This is a genomic window from Streptomyces niphimycinicus (assembly GCF_018883605.1).
GTDB classification, from domain to species: Bacteria; Actinomycetota; Actinomycetes; order Streptomycetales; family Streptomycetaceae; genus Streptomyces; species Streptomyces niphimycinicus.
The window spans coordinates 38,539-55,226 of the sequence record NZ_JAHLEM010000070.1 but is presented as its reverse complement, the minus strand read 5'-3'; the positions used below and the strand labels follow the sequence as shown (position 1 = coordinate 55,226).

General features: G+C 71.2%; 21 protein-coding genes. 9 read left to right on the top strand and 12 right to left on the bottom strand.

Annotation, left to right across the window (positions count from 1 at the left end):
* Positions 1-79: 79 nt before the first annotated feature.
* Positions 80-487, top strand: coding sequence for a CoA-binding protein (locus KN815_RS08865; protein ID WP_216341205.1), 408 nt, complete (start codon positions 80-82; stop codon positions 485-487).
* 140 nt (positions 488-627) lie between these two features.
* On the opposite strand, the gene KN815_RS08860 is transcribed toward KN815_RS08865, so the two are convergent.
* The 3 genes from KN815_RS08860 to KN815_RS08850 form a co-directional block, all read right to left on the bottom strand.
* Positions 628-780: a hypothetical protein gene (locus KN815_RS08860; protein ID WP_216341201.1), complete on the bottom strand. Its 153-nt coding sequence runs from the start codon at positions 778-780 to the stop codon at positions 628-630.
* A gap of 36 nt (positions 781-816) precedes the next feature.
* Complete coding sequence (locus KN815_RS08855; RefSeq protein WP_216341200.1) at positions 817-1,278, bottom strand: glycine-rich domain-containing protein; 462 nt, start codon at positions 1,276-1,278, stop codon at positions 817-819.
* Positions 1,279-1,522: 244 nt separating this feature from the next.
* Positions 1,523-1,942: a recombinase family protein gene (locus tag KN815_RS08850; RefSeq protein WP_216341199.1), complete on the bottom strand. Its 420-nt coding sequence runs from the start codon at positions 1,940-1,942 to the stop codon at positions 1,523-1,525.
* Between the two features lie 143 nt (positions 1,943-2,085).
* Between KN815_RS08850 and KN815_RS08845 the strand changes: the two genes are divergently transcribed.
* Positions 2,086-3,267: a helix-turn-helix domain-containing protein gene (locus KN815_RS08845; protein WP_216341198.1), complete on the top strand. Its 1,182-nt coding sequence runs from the start codon at positions 2,086-2,088 to the stop codon at positions 3,265-3,267.
* Between the two features lie 73 nt (positions 3,268-3,340).
* On the opposite strand, the gene KN815_RS08840 is transcribed toward KN815_RS08845, so the two are convergent.
* Both KN815_RS08840 and KN815_RS08835 read right to left on the bottom strand, forming a co-directional pair.
* Positions 3,341-3,913 (bottom strand): YbaK/EbsC family protein, encoded by a 573-nt coding sequence (locus KN815_RS08840; protein ID WP_216341197.1) that lies wholly within the window; start codon positions 3,911-3,913, stop codon positions 3,341-3,343.
* Between the two features lie 46 nt (positions 3,914-3,959).
* Positions 3,960-4,532 (bottom strand): helix-turn-helix domain-containing protein, encoded by a 573-nt coding sequence (locus tag KN815_RS08835; RefSeq protein ID WP_216341196.1) that lies wholly within the window; start codon positions 4,530-4,532, stop codon positions 3,960-3,962.
* Positions 4,533-4,631: 99 nt separating this feature from the next.
* On the opposite strand from KN815_RS08835, the gene KN815_RS08830 reads away from it, so the two are divergent.
* The 5 genes from KN815_RS08830 (at position 4,632) to KN815_RS08810 (ending at position 8,613) form a co-directional block, all read left to right on the top strand.
* Positions 4,632-5,498, top strand: a complete 867-nt coding sequence (locus KN815_RS08830; protein WP_216341195.1) for an EamA family transporter — start codon at positions 4,632-4,634, stop codon at positions 5,496-5,498.
* Positions 5,499-5,726: 228 nt separating this feature from the next.
* Entirely contained in the window at positions 5,727-6,500 is a 774-nt protein-coding gene (locus KN815_RS08825) for a VOC family protein (RefSeq protein ID WP_216341194.1), read from the top strand.
* A gap of 394 nt (positions 6,501-6,894) precedes the next feature.
* On the top strand, positions 6,895-7,449 hold the full coding sequence (locus KN815_RS08820) for a DUF2243 domain-containing protein (RefSeq protein WP_216341193.1): 555 nt from the start codon (positions 6,895-6,897) through the stop codon (positions 7,447-7,449).
* Positions 7,449-8,342: a cytochrome c oxidase assembly protein gene (locus KN815_RS08815; protein ID WP_216341192.1), complete on the top strand. Its 894-nt coding sequence runs from the start codon at positions 7,449-7,451 to the stop codon at positions 8,340-8,342. Before KN815_RS08820 ends, KN815_RS08815 begins: the two co-directional genes overlap by 1 nt.
* Entirely contained in the window at positions 8,329-8,613 is a 285-nt protein-coding gene (locus KN815_RS08810) for a glutaredoxin domain-containing protein (protein ID WP_216341191.1), read from the top strand. Before KN815_RS08815 ends, KN815_RS08810 begins: the two co-directional genes overlap by 14 nt.
* Before the next feature lie 224 nt (positions 8,614-8,837).
* Here the strand turns inward: KN815_RS08810 and KN815_RS08805 are convergent, their stop codons facing one another.
* The 4 genes from KN815_RS08805 to KN815_RS08790 form a co-directional block, all read right to left on the bottom strand.
* The gene (locus KN815_RS08805; protein WP_216341190.1) at positions 8,838-9,530 is read right to left on the bottom strand and encodes a GAF and ANTAR domain-containing protein; all 693 of its coding nucleotides are present in this window, start codon (positions 9,528-9,530) and stop codon (positions 8,838-8,840) included.
* A 23-nt stretch (positions 9,531-9,553) separates the two neighbouring features.
* Positions 9,554-10,069, bottom strand: a complete 516-nt coding sequence (locus KN815_RS08800) for a gamma carbonic anhydrase family protein (protein ID WP_216341204.1) — start codon at positions 10,067-10,069, stop codon at positions 9,554-9,556.
* Positions 10,070-10,234: 165 nt separating this feature from the next.
* Positions 10,235-10,906 carry a DedA family protein gene (locus KN815_RS08795; protein WP_216341189.1) on the bottom strand — a complete coding sequence of 224 codons (672 nt, stop codon included), beginning with the start codon at positions 10,904-10,906 and terminating at the stop codon, positions 10,235-10,237.
* Between the two features lie 150 nt (positions 10,907-11,056).
* Positions 11,057-11,509: a DUF4442 domain-containing protein gene (locus KN815_RS08790; protein WP_216341188.1), complete on the bottom strand. Its 453-nt coding sequence runs from the start codon at positions 11,507-11,509 to the stop codon at positions 11,057-11,059.
* A 118-nt stretch (positions 11,510-11,627) separates the two neighbouring features.
* Between KN815_RS08790 and KN815_RS08785 the strand changes: the two genes are divergently transcribed.
* Complete coding sequence (locus KN815_RS08785) at positions 11,628-12,818, top strand: DUF8017 domain-containing protein (RefSeq protein ID WP_216341187.1); 1,191 nt, start codon at positions 11,628-11,630, stop codon at positions 12,816-12,818.
* Between the two features lie 87 nt (positions 12,819-12,905).
* Positions 12,906-14,207: an MFS transporter gene (locus tag KN815_RS08780; protein WP_216341186.1), complete on the top strand. Its 1,302-nt coding sequence runs from the start codon at positions 12,906-12,908 to the stop codon at positions 14,205-14,207.
* On the opposite strand, the gene KN815_RS08775 is transcribed toward KN815_RS08780, so the two are convergent.
* The 3 genes from KN815_RS08775 to KN815_RS08765 form a co-directional block, all read right to left on the bottom strand.
* Entirely contained in the window at positions 14,194-15,039 is an 846-nt protein-coding gene (locus KN815_RS08775; RefSeq protein WP_216341185.1) for a spermidine synthase, read from the bottom strand. The two genes, KN815_RS08780 and KN815_RS08775, sit on opposite strands and share 14 nt — an antisense overlap.
* Positions 15,040-15,147: 108 nt before the next feature.
* Entirely contained in the window at positions 15,148-16,329 is a 1,182-nt protein-coding gene (gene tuf, locus KN815_RS08770; RefSeq protein ID WP_216341184.1) for an elongation factor Tu, read from the bottom strand.
* A gap of 97 nt (positions 16,330-16,426) precedes the next feature.
* Entirely contained in the window at positions 16,427-16,579 is a 153-nt protein-coding gene (locus KN815_RS08765; protein WP_216341183.1) for a hypothetical protein, read from the bottom strand.
* Positions 16,580-16,688: the final 109 nt, after the last annotated feature.

Sequence of the window (16,688 nt, the reverse complement as noted above, 5' to 3'; positions counted from 1 at the left end):
GTCAGGGGCTGGCGCGCAGACCAATGTGCTGCCTGTTGAGCTGAAAACAGGTCCTCTCTCCCGCCCGCAGGAGGCAAGCATGTATGGCGACCCGTCGACGGTGCGCAAGATCCTCACCGAGCTGGGCGACACCTGGGCCGTCGTGGGCCTGTCGACGAACGAGCGGCGTGCCGCCTACGGCGTCGCCGACGTCCTCCAGCGCTTCGGCAAGCGGATCGTGCCCGTGCACCCGAAGGCCGAGACGGTACACGGCGAGCGGGGGTACGCCTCGCTCGCCGAGATCCCCTTCCCGATCGACGTGGTCGATGTCTTCGTCAACAGCGAGCTGGCCGGCCCGGTCGCCGACGAGGCCGTGGCCATCGGCGCCAAGGCCGTCTGGTTCCAGCTCGACGTCATCGACGAGGCCGCGTACGAGCGCACCCGCGCCGCCGGGCTCGCCATGGTGATGGACCGCTGCCCGGCCATCGAAATCCCCCGGCTCGGCTGAGCGCCATCGCCGAACTTTGACCGCTCCCCCATCGCAGCGGCAACCGTCAGGAACCTGCGCTACGGCCGACGCGGACATCAACAAGCCCCGCCCGGCGCCATGGGGAAGCCCACGGACGGCGCCACGATGAGGCTGTGACGTCAGCGAGGCGGTCTGCGGTTGGCGTCGGGGATGATGAACCCTCGGATCGGCCAGTTGTCAGACGGGGCCTGCCTGGAGTTCTCCACCTGAGCCTTCCTCATGGCCGCGACCAGATCCGCGTACCGCGGGTCGATCCATTCCATGCGCGCCATACTCGTCCTCCCTTCCGGTGGCCCGCAGCCTACGCGTCAGTCGGTGGGCTTGGGCTTCGGCTGGACGATGATCGGGCCGTCGTCCTTCCCGTGCTGACACTTTGCCGCCACGGTGGCCACATCCGAGTCCGGCGCCCCCCATAGATCGCCGTCGATCGAGAATCCGAGTTCGGAGATCCGTAGCTTCGTTCGGTCCAGGACCTCCGGATCGTAATTCTTCGGGTCGTACCCGGGCGAGTGGTGAACGTAATCGCCCCGTCGGTCACACAGACCCATATACAGGTGCGTGTGCAGAATGAGGGCATGCCAGCCCTCATCCACGATTCTGGACGGGGTGAGGCTCTGCTCCGACGAGCACGACGCGGCGATCACAAATTTCGTGGCCTCGTCGACGATGCGACCGGCGAGAGTCGGCGGCATATCGGGGTTGTTGGTCATGACCGTGTCGACGACGGCCGCTCGGTCCTCGGCGGACAGCAGAGCCGTACCGTGATTCATGCGCGTGCCTCTTCTCTGTGCGTGGTGCGCTGTCCCCGCCCTGGTCACTGGCCTCCAAGCACGCGACTGGGGCGAGGCTGTGTGCGGCCCCCACTCCTCCACTCGCCGCACAACGGACATCGGAGCGGGGGCCACGGCCCGGGACGGAGCCGACCAAGGCGCTCCCGGACCACTTCCTGCCTGCCCTGGCGTTCCAGCACCACGACAGGCAGGGGCCTCGGTGGATGAGGGACGAGGAAACCAGTCAGGTACGGGGCTTGCCGTTCGCGTCGACGCCACGGATGGCCGCAGGTTCCAACCCGGGCTGCACCTCGCAGGCCGCGTCGTTGACCGCTACGCACACCCCGTCGATGTTGCTCACGAGCTGCCGCAGCCTGTCACTGGTGACCGGGTCGTAGGCGATGCGCTCCCAGCTCGCCACGAGACATACGAAGCGCCGACCCCGGCCTTCATGGCGCATCGCGGCGATCATGCCTTGCCAGAACGGGCGACGTTCGGATACGGCAGCATCTCCGCGATCAACCCACTGGCCGACCACCTCCCAATTCATCTGGGCGGCGAAGGCTCGGCAGAGGGCAATGCGCGTGTTCAGCCGATCCGTCTGCGTCGTCTCCTCCCGGTCGTAGATGAATACGAGGGTCCTTGGCTCGTCGTGAGTGGTCATCGCGGCTCCCGGTCACTTGTTTCCCCTGTGTGACCAGATAACTACGGGTGGCCCGTGATCAGTTGACACAAAGCTTGCACAACAGACCGTCAGAAGCGGTTCGGAGTAAGGACGCAGACGAATTGGCGTGCGACAGTGAACCTATGCACAGCGCGCCGTCAGCCGGTGAGAACATCGCGGTACTCCGGAAAGTCCGCGGGACGAGTCAAGCGAGCCTGGCCCGACAGATGGGCATCTCCCTGTCGTATCTGAGCAAGATCGAGACAGGGTTGCGCCCGGCGACTCCGCCCCTCGTCGCCTCCGCTGCCTCCGCGCTGCGCGTCACAACGGCCAGGGTCTACGGCGATCCGTTCAGCGATCCATCGCAGCAACACGAACTGATGGACGCTCTTCGCACCGTCGTCCGCCGCCACACCTTGCCGCGCGAGGACGTTCCGCCACCCAGTGAACTCGCTGCCTCGCTCCAGCGAGCCGCCCGGCTTCGGGCGGACACGAACTACCTGGAGTTGCTCCAGCTCCTCCCGAGGCTGCTCGGCCAGGTCACCGCGACGGCCATGGAGAGCGACGGCGACGCCACGGCGTGGGGGCAAGTTGCTGACGTCTATAGCTGCGCGTACGCCTGCGCCCATCGGTTTCGCCAGCCTGACCTGGCGGACATGATCGTCAGCCGTCAGCAGTGGGCGGCTCATCAGACGTGGAACCCGTCGGCCGAAGCGGCAGCGGCGTGGAATGAAGCGGGGACGTACCAGTCGGCCGGTGAGTACTCCGACGGGTTGGCGATCATTGAACGTGCCATCGTTCGCTACGAGATGGCTCCGGGTGACGACCTGGAGCGGGTCGTCCATCTGGGCTCGCTGCATCTGCGCGGCGTCGTCCTGGCCTCCAGACATGAGGACAAGGCGGCCACCGCGGACCATGTCCGTCGGGCAACGGCACTCGCCGAGCGGATCACCGGCCCTGACGTCCTTCAGCACAATCTGACGTTCGGCCCCGGCAACACAGCGCTGTACGAGTTGGCCGCCCGCATCGAACTCGGCCAGCCGGACAAGGCGGCGGAGGTCGCGACACCGCTGCTGACGACGCCTCCCTCGGGTCTCAAACCGTCGCGCATCGGCCGACTGGCCATCGACGCCGCCCGCGCTCGTCTCGCGACGAAGGATCTCGTCGGCGCGGAGGAGGCGCTGAAGCAAGCCTTCCGCGTCGCCCCGCAGATGGCGGAGATCCACCCGATGGCGCGGGAGGTGCTGCGCGTTCTGTGGACCATGCACCAGCGCAGCCGACGGGACCTCCTGGCCATGGCGAAGCGGTCAGGGTTAGCGTCCTGACCCACGCAAACAGCGCCCGCATGACCGTCCCGCGGGCAAGTGAGCTACGCCGGGCGTCGCAGCATGGGCGGGTTCAGGCGCCGACGGCGCCAGGGGCGCCCAGGCCCTCCAGGACCACCGCGCCCGGCAGGGCGCCCAGCAGCTTGCCCGGGACGATGAGTTTGCCGCGTCGGCTGCCGCTGCCGATGAGCGCGTAGGGGATGTCGGCGACGGCGGAGTCCACGAGGAGCGGCCAGGTGGCGGGCAGGCCGATCGGGGTGATGCCGCCGAACTCCATGCCGCTTTCGCCCGTCGCCGTGTCCATCGGGGCGAACGACGCCTTGCGTGCGCCGAGATGGCGGCGTACGACGCCATTGACGTCCGCGCGGGTGTGGGCCAGGACCAGACAGGCGGCGAGGGTGGTCTCACCGCCGCGCTTGCCCGCGACGACGACGCAGTTGGCGGACTGCTCCAGCAGCCAGGGGCCGTAGTTCTCGACGAGCGTGGCGGTGTCGGCCTTGTCCGGGTCCGTGTCCACGAACAGCACCTGCTCCACCGGCTCCGAGCCACGCCAGTCGCGCAGCGCCTCGGCGACGGGGGCGGTCAGCAGGTCCAGGCACTCGACGGCGGGCCGGACCTCGTCGAAGGCATCCATCGGCGTACTCATGCCGTCAAACTAGCAGGCCGGGCCGGGTACGAAGGGCCGGATGGCGTCAGCGGGCGGGCGGTACCGACACGGCCATGGTCATCTCCACCGGCGCCGCACCCTCGTTGCGGTAGGTGTGCGGGGTGTTCGCCTCGAACGCCGCGGAGGTGCCGGCCGGGACGGTGTGCGCCTCGCCGCCGAGCACCAGGGTGAGCTCGCCCGCCGTCACATGGATCAGCTCGACCGTGCCGGACGGATGCGGATCGGAGGCGCTCTCGTCGCCGGGCATCAGCCGCCATCCCCACATCTCCAGCGGACCGCCCGCCTCGGTGCCGACGAGCAGGGCGGTGTAGCTGCCCGCTTCGGTGGACCACATCCGCACCGCCTGCTCGGGCGGGACGAAGGTCACCCGCGGCCCGTGCTCGTAGTCGAGCAGGGTGGTGATGCTCACGCCGAGCGCGTCCGCGAGCTTGACCGTGGTGCCCACGCTCGGATTCGTCCGGGCCTGCTCGATCTGGATGATCATGCCCCGGCTGACCCCGGCGCGGGCCGCGAGGGCATCGAGGGTGAAGCCGCGTTCGTTGCGCCACCGCTTGAGGTTGCGGGCGAGCGACTGCGTGAGCTGATCGAGGTCCGTCACGATCCGGTCCGTCCAAAATAGTGAATGGCGTAGTCGAGTGCAGTGAACTACTGTGGGCTGTACTCCCACGTCCACCACACTGTACGGCGAGGTTTCACCATGTCCGCGCTCTTCGCTCTTGCCACCAGCCTGCTCTGGGGGCTGGCCGACTTCGGCGGAGGGCTGCTCACCCGGCGCACACCCGCGCTCACCGTGGTCGTCGCCTCCCAGATCATCGCGGTGACCGTCCTCGGCGCCATCGTGGTGGCCACCGGCGGCTGGTCCGAGGCGGGCCCGCAGTTGTGGTTCGCGGCGGCGGCCGGTGTGGTCGGCCCGGCCGCGATGCTGTCCTTCTACCGGGCCCTCGCGCTCGGCCCGATGGGCGTCGTCTCCCCGCTCGGCGCGCTCGGCGGGGTCATCGTGCCCCTCGGCGTCGCGCTGGTGCTCGGCGAGCGGCCCGGGCTGCTCCAGGTCTCGGGGGTCGTGGTGGCGGTCGCGGGCGTGGTCCTGGCGAGCGGTCCGCAGACCGGCGGTGCGCCCGTCCAGCGGCAGACGCTGCTGCTCACCCTGGTCGCCGCACTGGGCTTCGGCTCGGTGATGGCACTGATCGCCGAAGCATCGTCCACGCTGACCGGGCTCTTCCTCGCGCTGTTCGTCCAGCGGGTGTGCAATGTGGCGGTCGGCGGCACCGCGCTCCTGTTCTCCGTACGGCGCGGAAACCCCGGGCTGCCCGAGGGCGGGATGGGCGTGGTGTGGGCGTCGCTGCCCGCGCTCGCCTTCGTGGGCCTCGCCGACGTGGCCGCGAACGGCATGTACAACCTCGCCGCCCACCATGGCCCGGTCACCGTCGCCGCGGTGCTCGCCTCCCTCTACCCCGTGGTGACCGCACTCGCCGCCCGCGGACTGCTCGGCGAGCGGCTGCGCGTGGTCCAGGCGACGGGCGCCGGACTCGCCCTGGTCGGGACGCTGCTGCTGGCCACGGGCTGAGCGGGCCGCGGACTGCGGACCGCGGACTGCGGACCACGGACCGCTGTCCTGGGCACCCTGCTGATCCGGGCCCGGAACATCTGGCATGACATCACCCCGGACGCCTGGCCCCGCGCCCCGCGCCTCGGCCGCTTCCTCGGCCGTGGAGAGGGCATAGCACCCCGCCGTCGGGGTACACCGCTCCAGTCCCCGCGGTGGTGTCGGGGCGGAGTGTGAGGAGTGGTGCCCATGCAGCCGATCGGCCACGCACGGCCGGGATTCCCCTGCTGGGTGAGTCTCGCCGCCCCCAGCCTCCAGGCGGCGCAGGAGTTCTACACCGCGGTGCTCGGATGGACCTGGCGTCCCACCGGGCGGGGTGAGGAGTTCCGTACGGCGCTGTTCGGCGGCGCTCCGGTGGCCGGGGTCCGAGCACTCGCGAGCAGCCTCAGGAGCGCGGCCGCCTGGACGCCGTTCTTCGCCGTGGCGGACGCGGACGCCACCGCGGCACGGATCCATGAGCGGGGCGGCACCGTCGGTGTCGGCCCGCTCCCCTTCGGCCCGGGCCGCCGCGCCGCGCTGGCCGCCGACCGCGACGGCGCCGTCTTCGGCTTCTGGGCGGGCGAGGCGCTGCCCGGCTGGCCTTCGGGCCCGGACGGCGCCCCGCCCTGGCTGGAGCTGCGCACCCGTGACGCGTTCGCGGCCGCCCTCTTCTACGGCGAGGTCTTCGGCTGGGCGTCCCCCGCGGGCGACTGCTCGATCGAGTACGAGAACGACGAGGTGATCGTGCGCGAGGCGGGGCGCAAGCTGGCTGTGGTCCACGGCGGCGCCGTCGAGCAGGCCCCCGACCCGGAGGTCCGGCCGCGCTGGTACGTCCACTTCCGCGTCCCCGATGTGACGGCCGCGGTGGCGGCGGCCCGCGCCGCCGGAGGCACCGTCGCCCTCGCGCCGACCGCCTCCCCCACGGGCCGTCAGGCGATCCTGCGCGACCCGGACGGCGGGCTGTTCACCGTCACCGCCGCCTGACGGACGACCCGCCCCGGCTTCACCTTGAACTGGCTCAGCCCGGCTGAGCCCACCCCGCTCCGGCTCGGCTGAGCCTGCACCGTTCCGCCCCGCCCCGGCCCCGCTGAGCCCACGCCACCCCGCCCCAGCCCGGCTCGACTCGGCTCGGCCCGCTCCCGCTCGGCTCGGCCAAGCCCACGCCACGCCACCCCGCCCCACCCCGGCCCCACTGAGCCCACGCCGCCCGCCCCCATCCGGGCTCGCCCCACCCCGCCCCGGCTCGGCGTATGGCGGAAAGACGGCGCGGACCGGTGACGAAGCGCGTCCGGCCGGGAAGCCGTGGTGGCGACGGGCGCGCGGGAACACCCTGCCGTCAGGACCGTCGTCAGGACTGTCGTCAGGACGGAGAGCGGTGATGGCCACCACGGCGGACGAAACCCGGGCCGGTCTGCCCACACCGCACACCATCCGGCTGCCGGGGATCGTGCTGGGCGTGGGGCTCGGCGGATTCCTCGACGGGATCCTGCTGCACCAACTGCTTCAGTGGCATCACATGCTCAGCAGCACCAATCACGACCGCATCGGGGTCAGGTACTACAACCCGCACACCGTCTCCGGGCTGGAGATGAACACCGTGTGGGACGGGATCTTCCACGCCGTGTGCTGGATCGCGGTCCTGCTGGGGCTGGCCCTGCTCTACGCCCGGGTCACCCACGACCGCCGCCGGGTGTGGGGCTCGCGCGTCCTATGGGGCTGGATCCTGGTCGGCTGGGGCCTGTTCAACCTGGTCGAGGGGGTGCTGGATCACCAGATCCTCGGCATCCACCATGTCCGCACCGGCCCGGAGCAGCCGTGGTGGGACGCCGGTTTCCTGATCCTGGGCGCCCTTCTGGTGGCCGGTGGCCATCTGCTGCAACGCGGCGGGGCGGCCCCCGACCCCGAGGCGCCCCGCGCCACCGGACACGTGTGATGGGTGGCGGCACGGCGCACCCCGCCCATACGCACGGCGGGGGCGGTGGGGGTAGCGGGGGCGGCGGCCCCCTGGACGTATGGCTGCCGGTCCTCGCCCTGCTGGTGTGTGCCGCCGCCTACGCACTGGCCGTCCGCCGCGTCCGTCGCCGCAACCCCGCCCAGGGCTGGCCGCCCACGCGATCGATGAGCTTCGCGGCCGGGCTCGTTCTCATGGCCGTGGCGCTGCTTCCCCCACTCGCACCGTTCGCCCATCGGGACTTCCGCGGCCATATGGCCCAGCATCTGCTGCTCGGGATGTACGCACCCCTCGCGCTGGTGCTCGCGGCCCCGGTCACCCTGCTGCTGCGCGTCCTGCCCTCGCACCGGGGTCGACGGCTGACCGCCGTGCTGCGCTCCCACCCCGCGCGGCTGCTCGCCCACCCCGTCACCGCCCTGCTGCTGACCACCGGCGGGCTGGTGCTGCTGTACTTCACCCCCCTCTACGACACCGCCATGGGCCGACCCGGGTGGCACTGGCTTACGCACGCCCATTTCCTGCTCTCCGGCTGGCTGTTCGCGTATGTCATCGCCGGTCCCGACCCGGCCCCCGCCCGGCCCGGTGTGCCGGCCCGGCTGGTGGTCCTCGGCCTCGCCATCGCGGCCCACGCCACCATCGCCCAACTGATGTACGGGGGCTTCTGGGTCGAGGTCCACGCCCCGATCGCCGAGGTCCAGGGCGGCGCGGAGATCATGTACTACGGCGGCGACGTCGCCGAACTGCTGCTGGCCGCGGCCCTCGTCACCACCTGGCGCCCCGTACGGACCCCTCGGAGTGGGTACGGGACACGGCTACGCTCGGTGCGGCGCCCGACCGGGCGGCTCGACGAGGGGATTCGTGATGGCGGACCGTGAGGACCAAGACGGAGTGGTGGTGTACTGGCGGCCGCTGTGCCCGTTCTGCATGCACCTGCGTACGCGGCTGCGCCTCGCCAAGCTGCGGCACACCGAGGTGAACATCTGGCGGGATCCGGAGGCGGCCGCGTTCGTCCGATCGGTCGCGGACGGGAACGAGACCGTGCCGACCGTGACGGTGGCCGGCCGGCCCATGGTGAACCCGTCGATGGGCGAGCTGATGGAGGCGGTCAGGACCCACGCCCCGCACGTCCTGTCCAAGGACGGATGAGGGTGGACGGATGAGGGTGGACGGATGAGGGTGTCGCACCCGGCGGGCCGGGTACCCGCCCCGCAAGCCGTCGGCGTACCCCCGGGGGAACTCGGTGGCCAGGCCCCTCCGGTCCAGACCACGGGTCGGAAGAGCCGTTCGGCTGATGCGTCGGCTCCGGCCGATGCGTCAGCCGTCGATACCGCATACCGCCCGTCCCGATGCGTCAGCCGTCGCACCGCCCGTCAGCCGTCGATACCGCCGCTCTCGCAGATCTGCCGGGCGAGGTCGCGCAGCTTGACGTTCCGCTCCTGGGACACCCGCCGCATCAGCGCGAAGGCGTCATCCTCGGTGATCTTCAGCCGTTCCATGAGGATGCCCATGGCCTCCCCGATGGTGTGCCGGGTCTCGATCGCCCGTTGGAGCTGGTCTGCGGTACGGGCGCTGGAGAAGGCGACCGCGGCGTGCGAGGCGAGCAGCCAGCCGGCCGTCTCGCTGGCCTTGGTGAAGGCGGCGGGGCGCGCCGAGTAGAGGTTCAGGGCGCCGAGGTCCTCCTGCTCGGTGTAGAGCAGGAATCCCATCATGCTGCCGATGCCGAGGTCGCGTGCCTGGCAGACGAAGGCCGGCCAGCGCTCCTCGGGCTGGGTGAAGTCCCTGATCCGGAAGACCCGCTCACCGCCCAGCCGCCGGGCGGCGTCGTAGCAGGGCCCCTCGCCGAGCCGCTCCTGAAGCCGGTCGGAGCGGACCACCAGACCGTCGGTGGGGGCGAGGGACTCGGCCCGCTTGCCGTGGAGCATCAGAATGCCGGCCGCGTCGCAGCCGTCCACGATGTCCACCGCGTACTCGGAGATCCGCTCGAGAGTGGCCTCCACGGATACCTGCGCCAGCAGGTCCCGCGCCATGGTGGCCATGTGCTCGGCGAAGGCTTCCCAGTCCATGACCACCATCCGATCACATCGAGCTATTCGCCGCCTCTGAGCGCTTCCCGGTACTGCTGCGCCCGGTCCGCGTACACCTGGGCGTTGAGCTTGATGCCTTCCCGTTCCTCGTCGGTGAGGGCGCGCTTGACCTTCGCCGGCACTCCGGCCACCAGGGAGCCGGGGGGTATCTCCATCCCCTGCAGCACCAGGGCCTGGGCGGCGACCAGCGATCCGGCACCGACCCGGGCGCCGTTGAGGACCGTGGCCCCCATGCCGATCAGCACATCGTCCTCGACCGTGCAGCCGTGCACGACCGCGTTGTGCCCGACGGAGACCCGCTCGCCGATCGAGACGGGGAATCCGGGGTCGACGTGCACCGTGCAGTTGTCCTGGATATTGCTGTCGGCGCCGATGACGATGGGGCCGCCGTCGCCCCGTAGCACCGCCTGGTACCAGAGGCTCGATCCCGCGGCCAGCACGACCTCGCCGATCACCACCGAGGTGGGGGCGACGAACGCCTCGGGGGCGATCTGTGGCTCCTTGCCGCCGATTCCCATGATCAAGGCGTCGTGCACCGTTGCTCCCACCTGGTCGTCCCGTTCATGTTCCTCGCCCTGGCCGGTCCGATCGCTTCGACCGGCGGCAGCCGTCCTGGTCGCCGGATCGCTTCGACCGGCGGGGGCCGCTCTGGTCGCCGGATCTCTTCGACCGGCGGGGCCGTCCTAGTCGCCGGCCGGGACCGGCTGCGGCGGCTCGGCCGTCTCGGAGTCGGCCGCCGTGACCGTTGCGGGCTTGGCCTTCTTGGAGCGCCACTTCATGACGAGCATCGAGCCGAGCCCGAAGAGCAGGGCCAGTACGAGCCCGAGCCAGGAGAAGCGCTTGAGCCAGTCCTCGGCGACCTTGCCCACGGAGTAGATGACCGCCGTGGTGCCACCGGCCCAGATGATGCCGCCGAGCACATTGGCGATGAGGAACTTCCAGTACGGCATCTGAAGCACACCCGCGAGCGGGCCCGCGAAGATACGCAGCAGCGCGATGAAGCGGCCGACGAAGACCGCCCACATGCCCCACTTCTGGAAGGAGCGCTCGGCGGTCGCCACATGTTCGGCGCTGAAATGCTTCGGGAATTTACGGCCCAGCCAGGTGAGGAGTGGCTGTCCGCCCTTGCGGCCGATGAGATAGCCGATGGAGTCGCCGATCACCGCGCCCGCGATGGCGCTGGCGCCGAGGACGTAGGGGTTGATGTGGTCCTGCGAGGCCGCCAGCAGCGTCGCGCTGACGAGGACGATCTCACCGGGAAGCGGGATTCCCAGGCTCTCCAGGCCGATGACGAGACCCACCAGCAGATACACGCTGACCGCGGGTACGGTCTCAAGCCATTCCTCGATATGCAACGCCGGTTCCTCCCCATGTGGCGATCGCTTCCCGGCGTGCGCCGAACGGGAGCGCGGCACACCCCGGGAAGACTACTCAATCGGCGCGCGGTCGCCATCATCCCCAGGTCGTGCTCCCGCCCGCGTCGACTCCGGCGAAGGGATGACCGCTCAGGACTGAGGGCGTAGCGTCCATACGATGGACATCTCGCCCGTGGCCGCGCCGTCCTCCCGGGTGATCGCGATGTTCACCGGGAATTCGGGGCGCTTTCCCGCGTCCAGCTCGGCGACCACCTCGGCGGCGGTCCGGCCGAGGGTGGCGGTCGCGGTGACGGGACCCTTGGCGAGCTTCTTGTAGCCGATCTCGGCGCGCACGGCCAGCGGCACGGCACGGCCGAGCTGATCGCCGAACGCCGCCAGCACGATCGCGCCGCTCGCGGACTCGGCCAGGGTGAACATCGCGCCCGCGTGGGGGCCGCCGACGTGGTTGTGGAAGTCGGGCTGGTCCGGCAGGCGCAGCACCGCGCGCTCGGGCGACGCCTCGAGGAACTCCAGGTTCAGGGTGCGCACCATGGGAACCGTGGCGGCGAGCATCTCACCGACGGAAGGCTGGGTTTCTGACATGCCACGGAAGTTACCACCCAGTAGCAAACGGTGGAAGGGGCGGTTCGCGGGACAGCCGTAGGGCGGTTCGCGGGGCAGCCGTAGCAGCCGTCGTCGGCCCCCTCTATCGTTACTCGCCATGTGGCCAGGACAGCAGCCGCCCGGGGGCGAGCAGAACAACCCGCAAGGTCAGAACCCCTATCAGCAGCCGGGGTACCAGCAGCCGGGATACGACCAGTCCAACCCGTATCAGCAGCCGGGATACCAGCAGCCGAATCCCTATCAGCAGCCTCCCCAGCAGCAGCCGGGACAGCCCGGCCAGCCGGGACAGCCGCAGCAGCCGGGGTACGGGCAGCAGCCGGGCTACGGCCAGCCGCAGCAGCCCGATTACGGCCCACCTCAGGGTCCGCCGCAGGGCCCGCCGCAGGGTCCGCCGCAGCCGACCGGCCAGCAGTGGGGCGCGCCGTCCGGCCCGCCCGGCGCGCCGCAGCCGCCGCGCGACAACAAGAAGCGGACGACGACCATCGCCATCGTCGCGGCGATCGCGGTCGTCGCGGCCGCCGCCATCACCGGTGCGCTGGTCCTGGGCAAGGACGACAGCGGCGGCGGTGACGAGTCCAAGGGGAAGGACAAGACGTCCACCGCCCCCTCGTCCGTTCCGGCCTCCGACGAACCGACGACCGAGGACCCGGCCGGCGGCGGTGCGGACAACCCGCGCGCCGGCGGTGACGCCACCGACGTCAAGGCGGTCATACCCGGCTGGAAGCCGGTGGTCAGCCCCAAGCGGCACAACGCCTTCGACGTCCCCCCGGAGTGGACGGTCGAATCGCCGGGGCTGAGCACGGGCTTCGAGGACGACAAGGGCAAGCCGCTCGTTGTCATGTCCGCTCCGGCCAGGTACAAGAAGGACTACTGCTCGGTCAAGGACAAGGACGGCTACGTCAACAAGAGCCACGCCGCCGGAGCGGGCTCCAAGGGTGCGCAGGGTGCCAAGAGCAAGGCGTCGGCCGCCAAGATCGAGGCCGAGAACTGGGTCTTCGCCGCCTTCGACCAGGACCAGACCGGGACCCGTAAGGTCACCGAGGCCAAGAAGTTCACCAGCGACCACGGTCTCAAGGGCTACACCGCGTCGGCCACCGTCACCGGCGTGAAGAAGACCGACAAGTGCACCACCGACGGCAAGTCCGTCACGGTGACCTACACGGACACCAACGGTGACTTCGCGACGTGGGTCCTCTACTCGGTCAAGGGAACCAAGGAAGAGGTCCCGGACTCCACCATCAAGAAGATCATGAGTTCGCTGCGGCCGGTGAAGTCGGAGGTCTCCTGACCACCGCCTGACCACCGTCTGACCGCCCGCCGACGGCGGCCGGAATACGGTTGGACGCCGGGGCCCGCCCCCAGGGATAGTCCCGATGTGACGACTCCTCCGGCCCCGCGCCTCCGACCGCGCCGCCCCGCGTGGGCGGGCCGCAACTACACACTGCTGACCACCGCCGCCGTGGTGACGGGCCTCGGAAACGCCGGAGCCCTCATCGCGGCGGCGTTCGCGGTGCTGGAGGCGGGTGGTGACGGCGGCGACGTCGGGCTCGTGGCGGCGGCCCGCACGCTTCCGCTGGTCGTCTTCCTGCTGATCGGCGGCGCGCTGGCGGACCGGCTGCCCCGCCACCGGGTGATGGTCGCCGCCAACAGCCTCAACTGCGCCTCGCAGGCTCTCTTCGCCGTGCTCGTCCTGTCCGGCGAGGCGCGACTGTGGCAGATGGCCGTGCTCTCCGCGCTCGGCGGCACCGGGCAGGCGTTCTTCTCCCCCGCCGCCGAGGGCATGCTGCTGTCCAGCGTCACCGGCGAACAGGCCGCCCGCGCCTTCGCGCTGTTCCGGATGGGCATGAACGGTGCGCAGATCGGCGGGGCGGCGGTCGGCGGTGCGCTGATCGCGGTGGTCGGCCCCGGCTGGATGCTGGCCGTCGACTCCGCCGCCTTCGCGATCGCGGCCGCCCTGCGCGCCCTGCTCGACGTCAGCGCCGTGGCCCGGCGAAAACCCGGGGGCGGCATGCTGCGGGATCTGCGCGAGGGCTGGCACGAGGTCATCTCCCGGCCCTGGCTGTGGTCGATCATCGTGCAGTTCGCCGTCGTCAACGCGGTGGTGGGGGCGGCCGAGTCGGTGTTCGGCCCGCTGGTCGCCGAGGAGCATCTGGGTGGCGCGCGCCCCTGGGGGTTCGCGCTCGCGGCGTTCGGCGCGGGCACCATCCTGGGCGGTCTGCTGATGATGCGCTGGCGGCCACACCGGCTGCTGCTCGCGGGCTCCTTGAGCATCCTGCCGCTCGCCCTGCCATCCGCCGCGCTGGCCGTCCCGGTGGCGATTCCGGCACTGGTCGTGGTGATGTTCCTGGTCGGCGTCTCGGTCGAGGTGTTCGGGGTGTCCTGGATGACCGCGCTGCACCAGGAGATCCCCGAGGACAAGCTGTCGCGGGTCTCGGCGTACGACTGGTTCGGCTCGGTCGCCATGGTGCCGGTCGCCACCGCGCTCGCGGGCCCGGCCGAGGAGACGTTCGGCCGGTCGGCGTCGCTGTGGGGCTGTTCGGCGCTGATCCTGGCGCTGACGCTGGCGGTGCTGGCGGTCCCGGACGTACGGCGGCTGCGCCGGCGCGGGACCACGCCCGTCACCGAGGGCGGACCGGCCGCCACGGGCACCGCCCCGGAGCAGGTCAGCCCACGCTGAACGCCCCGTCCGGCGGTTCGGGCGACGGTGTGGCGTCCGCGTCCCGTACCGGCTCCGCGCCGCCCATGAAACGCTCCAGCGCCGCCCCGTACTCGACCCTGGCCGGGAAGGCGTCGGCCGCCGTGCGGCGGGCCAGCACGGCGACCGGCGGTTCGGACCGGGAGGCCACCAGCACGGCGTTGCCGAACCGGCGGCCGCGCAGCACGGACGGCTCCGCGATCAGGGCGAGATGCGCGAACGCCGTGCGATAGGTGGCCAGTTGGGAGCGGAGGAAGGCGAACGGCGCCCCGTCGGCCAGATTCGCCACGTACCACCCGCCCGGCCGCAGCGCCCGGGCCGCGGCGCGGGCGTACTCCACGGAGGTCAGATGCGCGGGCACCCGGGAACCGCCGAAGACATCGGCCACGATGACATCGGCGGACCCCTCGGACGAGGTCTCCAGCGCCGTCCGGGCGTCCTGCGGCCGCACCGTGATCCCCGCGTCGGACGGCAGCGGAAGATGCTCGGTGACCAGCTCCAGCAGCCCCCGGTCGGCCTCGATCACCACTTGGTGCGAGCCGGGGCGGGTGGCGGCCAGATAGCGGGGCAGCATCAGCGCCCCGCCGCCCAGGTGCAGAACGTCGAGCGGGGCGCCGGGGTCGGCCGCCGCGTCCAGGACATGGGCGATCCGCCGCGCGTACTCGAATTCGAGATGGGCCGGATCGTCGAGGTCGACATACGACTGCGGGGCGCCGTCCACCGTGAGCAGCCAGGCGTGTGGGCGGTCCAGGTCCGGCATCAGCTTGGCGGTGCCGCCGTCCACGGCGCGGCTTACGGGTATCGGCTCGTTCACCGTCTCATTGTGCCGTCACGGGGCTCGCGCTTCGTGCCGTCACCGGCTCCTTGGCTCCCGCTCGCCCGCCTCCTGCCGGAGGTGGCGGGCGAGCGGGACCGGTCGTCGTTACGGCTGGTCGAGCACGGTGGTCACCGTGCCCGCGCCCACCGTCCGGCCGCCCTCGCGGATCGCGAAGCCGAGCCCCGGCTCCAGCGGTACGGCGCGGCCGAGCTCGACCGTCATGGTGACGGTGTCCCCGGGGCGTGCCACCGCGAGGGGCCCGAGGTCCACGGCGCCGACCACATCGGCCGTGCGGAGGTAGAACTGCGGGCGGTAGCCGGTGGTCACCGGGGTCCGCCGGCCGCCCTCGGCCGCCGACAGCACGTACACCCGCGCGGTGAAGCGCCGCCTCGGCGCGAGGCTGCCGGGCGCGGCCACCACATCGCCGCGGCGCACCGCGTCCCGCGCCACCCCGCGCAGCAGCAGCGCGACATTGTCGCCCGCCTCGGCCGCCGCCATGGACTTGCCGAACGTCTCCACACCGGTGACCACCGTGGCCACTTCGGTGCCGGGCACCTCGACCCGGTCGCCGACCCGGACCGTGCCGCGCTCGATGGCGCCGGTGACGACGGTGCCGCGTCCGGTGATGGTCAGCACGTTCTCCACCGGTAGCAGGAACGGGGCCTGGGTGTGGCGCACGGGCGTCGGCACATAGATGTCCACGGCGTCCAGCAGCGCCTCGATCGCCCCGGTCCACCGCGGGTCGCCCTCCAGCGCCCGCAGCCCGGAGACCCGTACGACGGGCGTGGTGTCGCCGGGATAGCCGTGCGCGGAGAGCAGTTCACGCACCTCCAGCTCGACGAGGTCGGTCAGCTCGGGGTCACCCGCGTCGGCCTTGTTGAGGGCCACCACGATGTGGTCGACGCCGACCTGACGGGCCAGCAGCACATGCTCGGCGGTCTGCGGCATCACGCCGTCGAGCGCGGAGACGACGAGGATCGCCCCGTCGATCTGGGCGGCGCCGGTCACCATGTTCTTGATGAAGTCGGCGTGGCCGGGCATGTCGACATGCGCGTAGTGGCGGGTGTCGGTCTCGTACTCGACATGCACGATGTTGATGGTGATGCCGCGCGCGGCCTCCTCCGGCGCCCGGTCGATGCGGTCCGCCGGTACGTAGGCGCCGCCGGTGCCGCGCTCGCTCAGCACCTTGGTGATGGCGGCGGTCAGCGTGGTCTTGCCGTGGTCGACATGGCCCATGGTGCCGATGTTCAGATGCGGCTTGGTGCGCACATAGGTCTGCTTGGACATGCGACGGTCTCTCCTCGTCAGCGGGGGTGGGAAGCGCGGACCCCAGAACCTCGCCGACCCTCCCCCTGGGGGATCCGTCGGAGTTGTCCGAGGAGGGTCAGCTTCGGGCGCCGTGGAGGCGGACGGCGGGAACGGCGGCGGGCGGGTCCGTGGTGAGGGCGGCGACCGCGGCCGGAGCGAGAGAGGGGACGGCAGCCTTCGGCGCGTCCGCGACCGCGGACGTCGGCGTGAGGAAGGCGAGCCGGAACATGCTGTGATCTTCGCGCACTGTACGGTCCGCGTCGAATGGTTTTCGGTGCGTACGGGGCTGGTGGGACCGGTGGTCCGGGAGCGAACGCCCGTGGCGCTGAGGTGGTTGA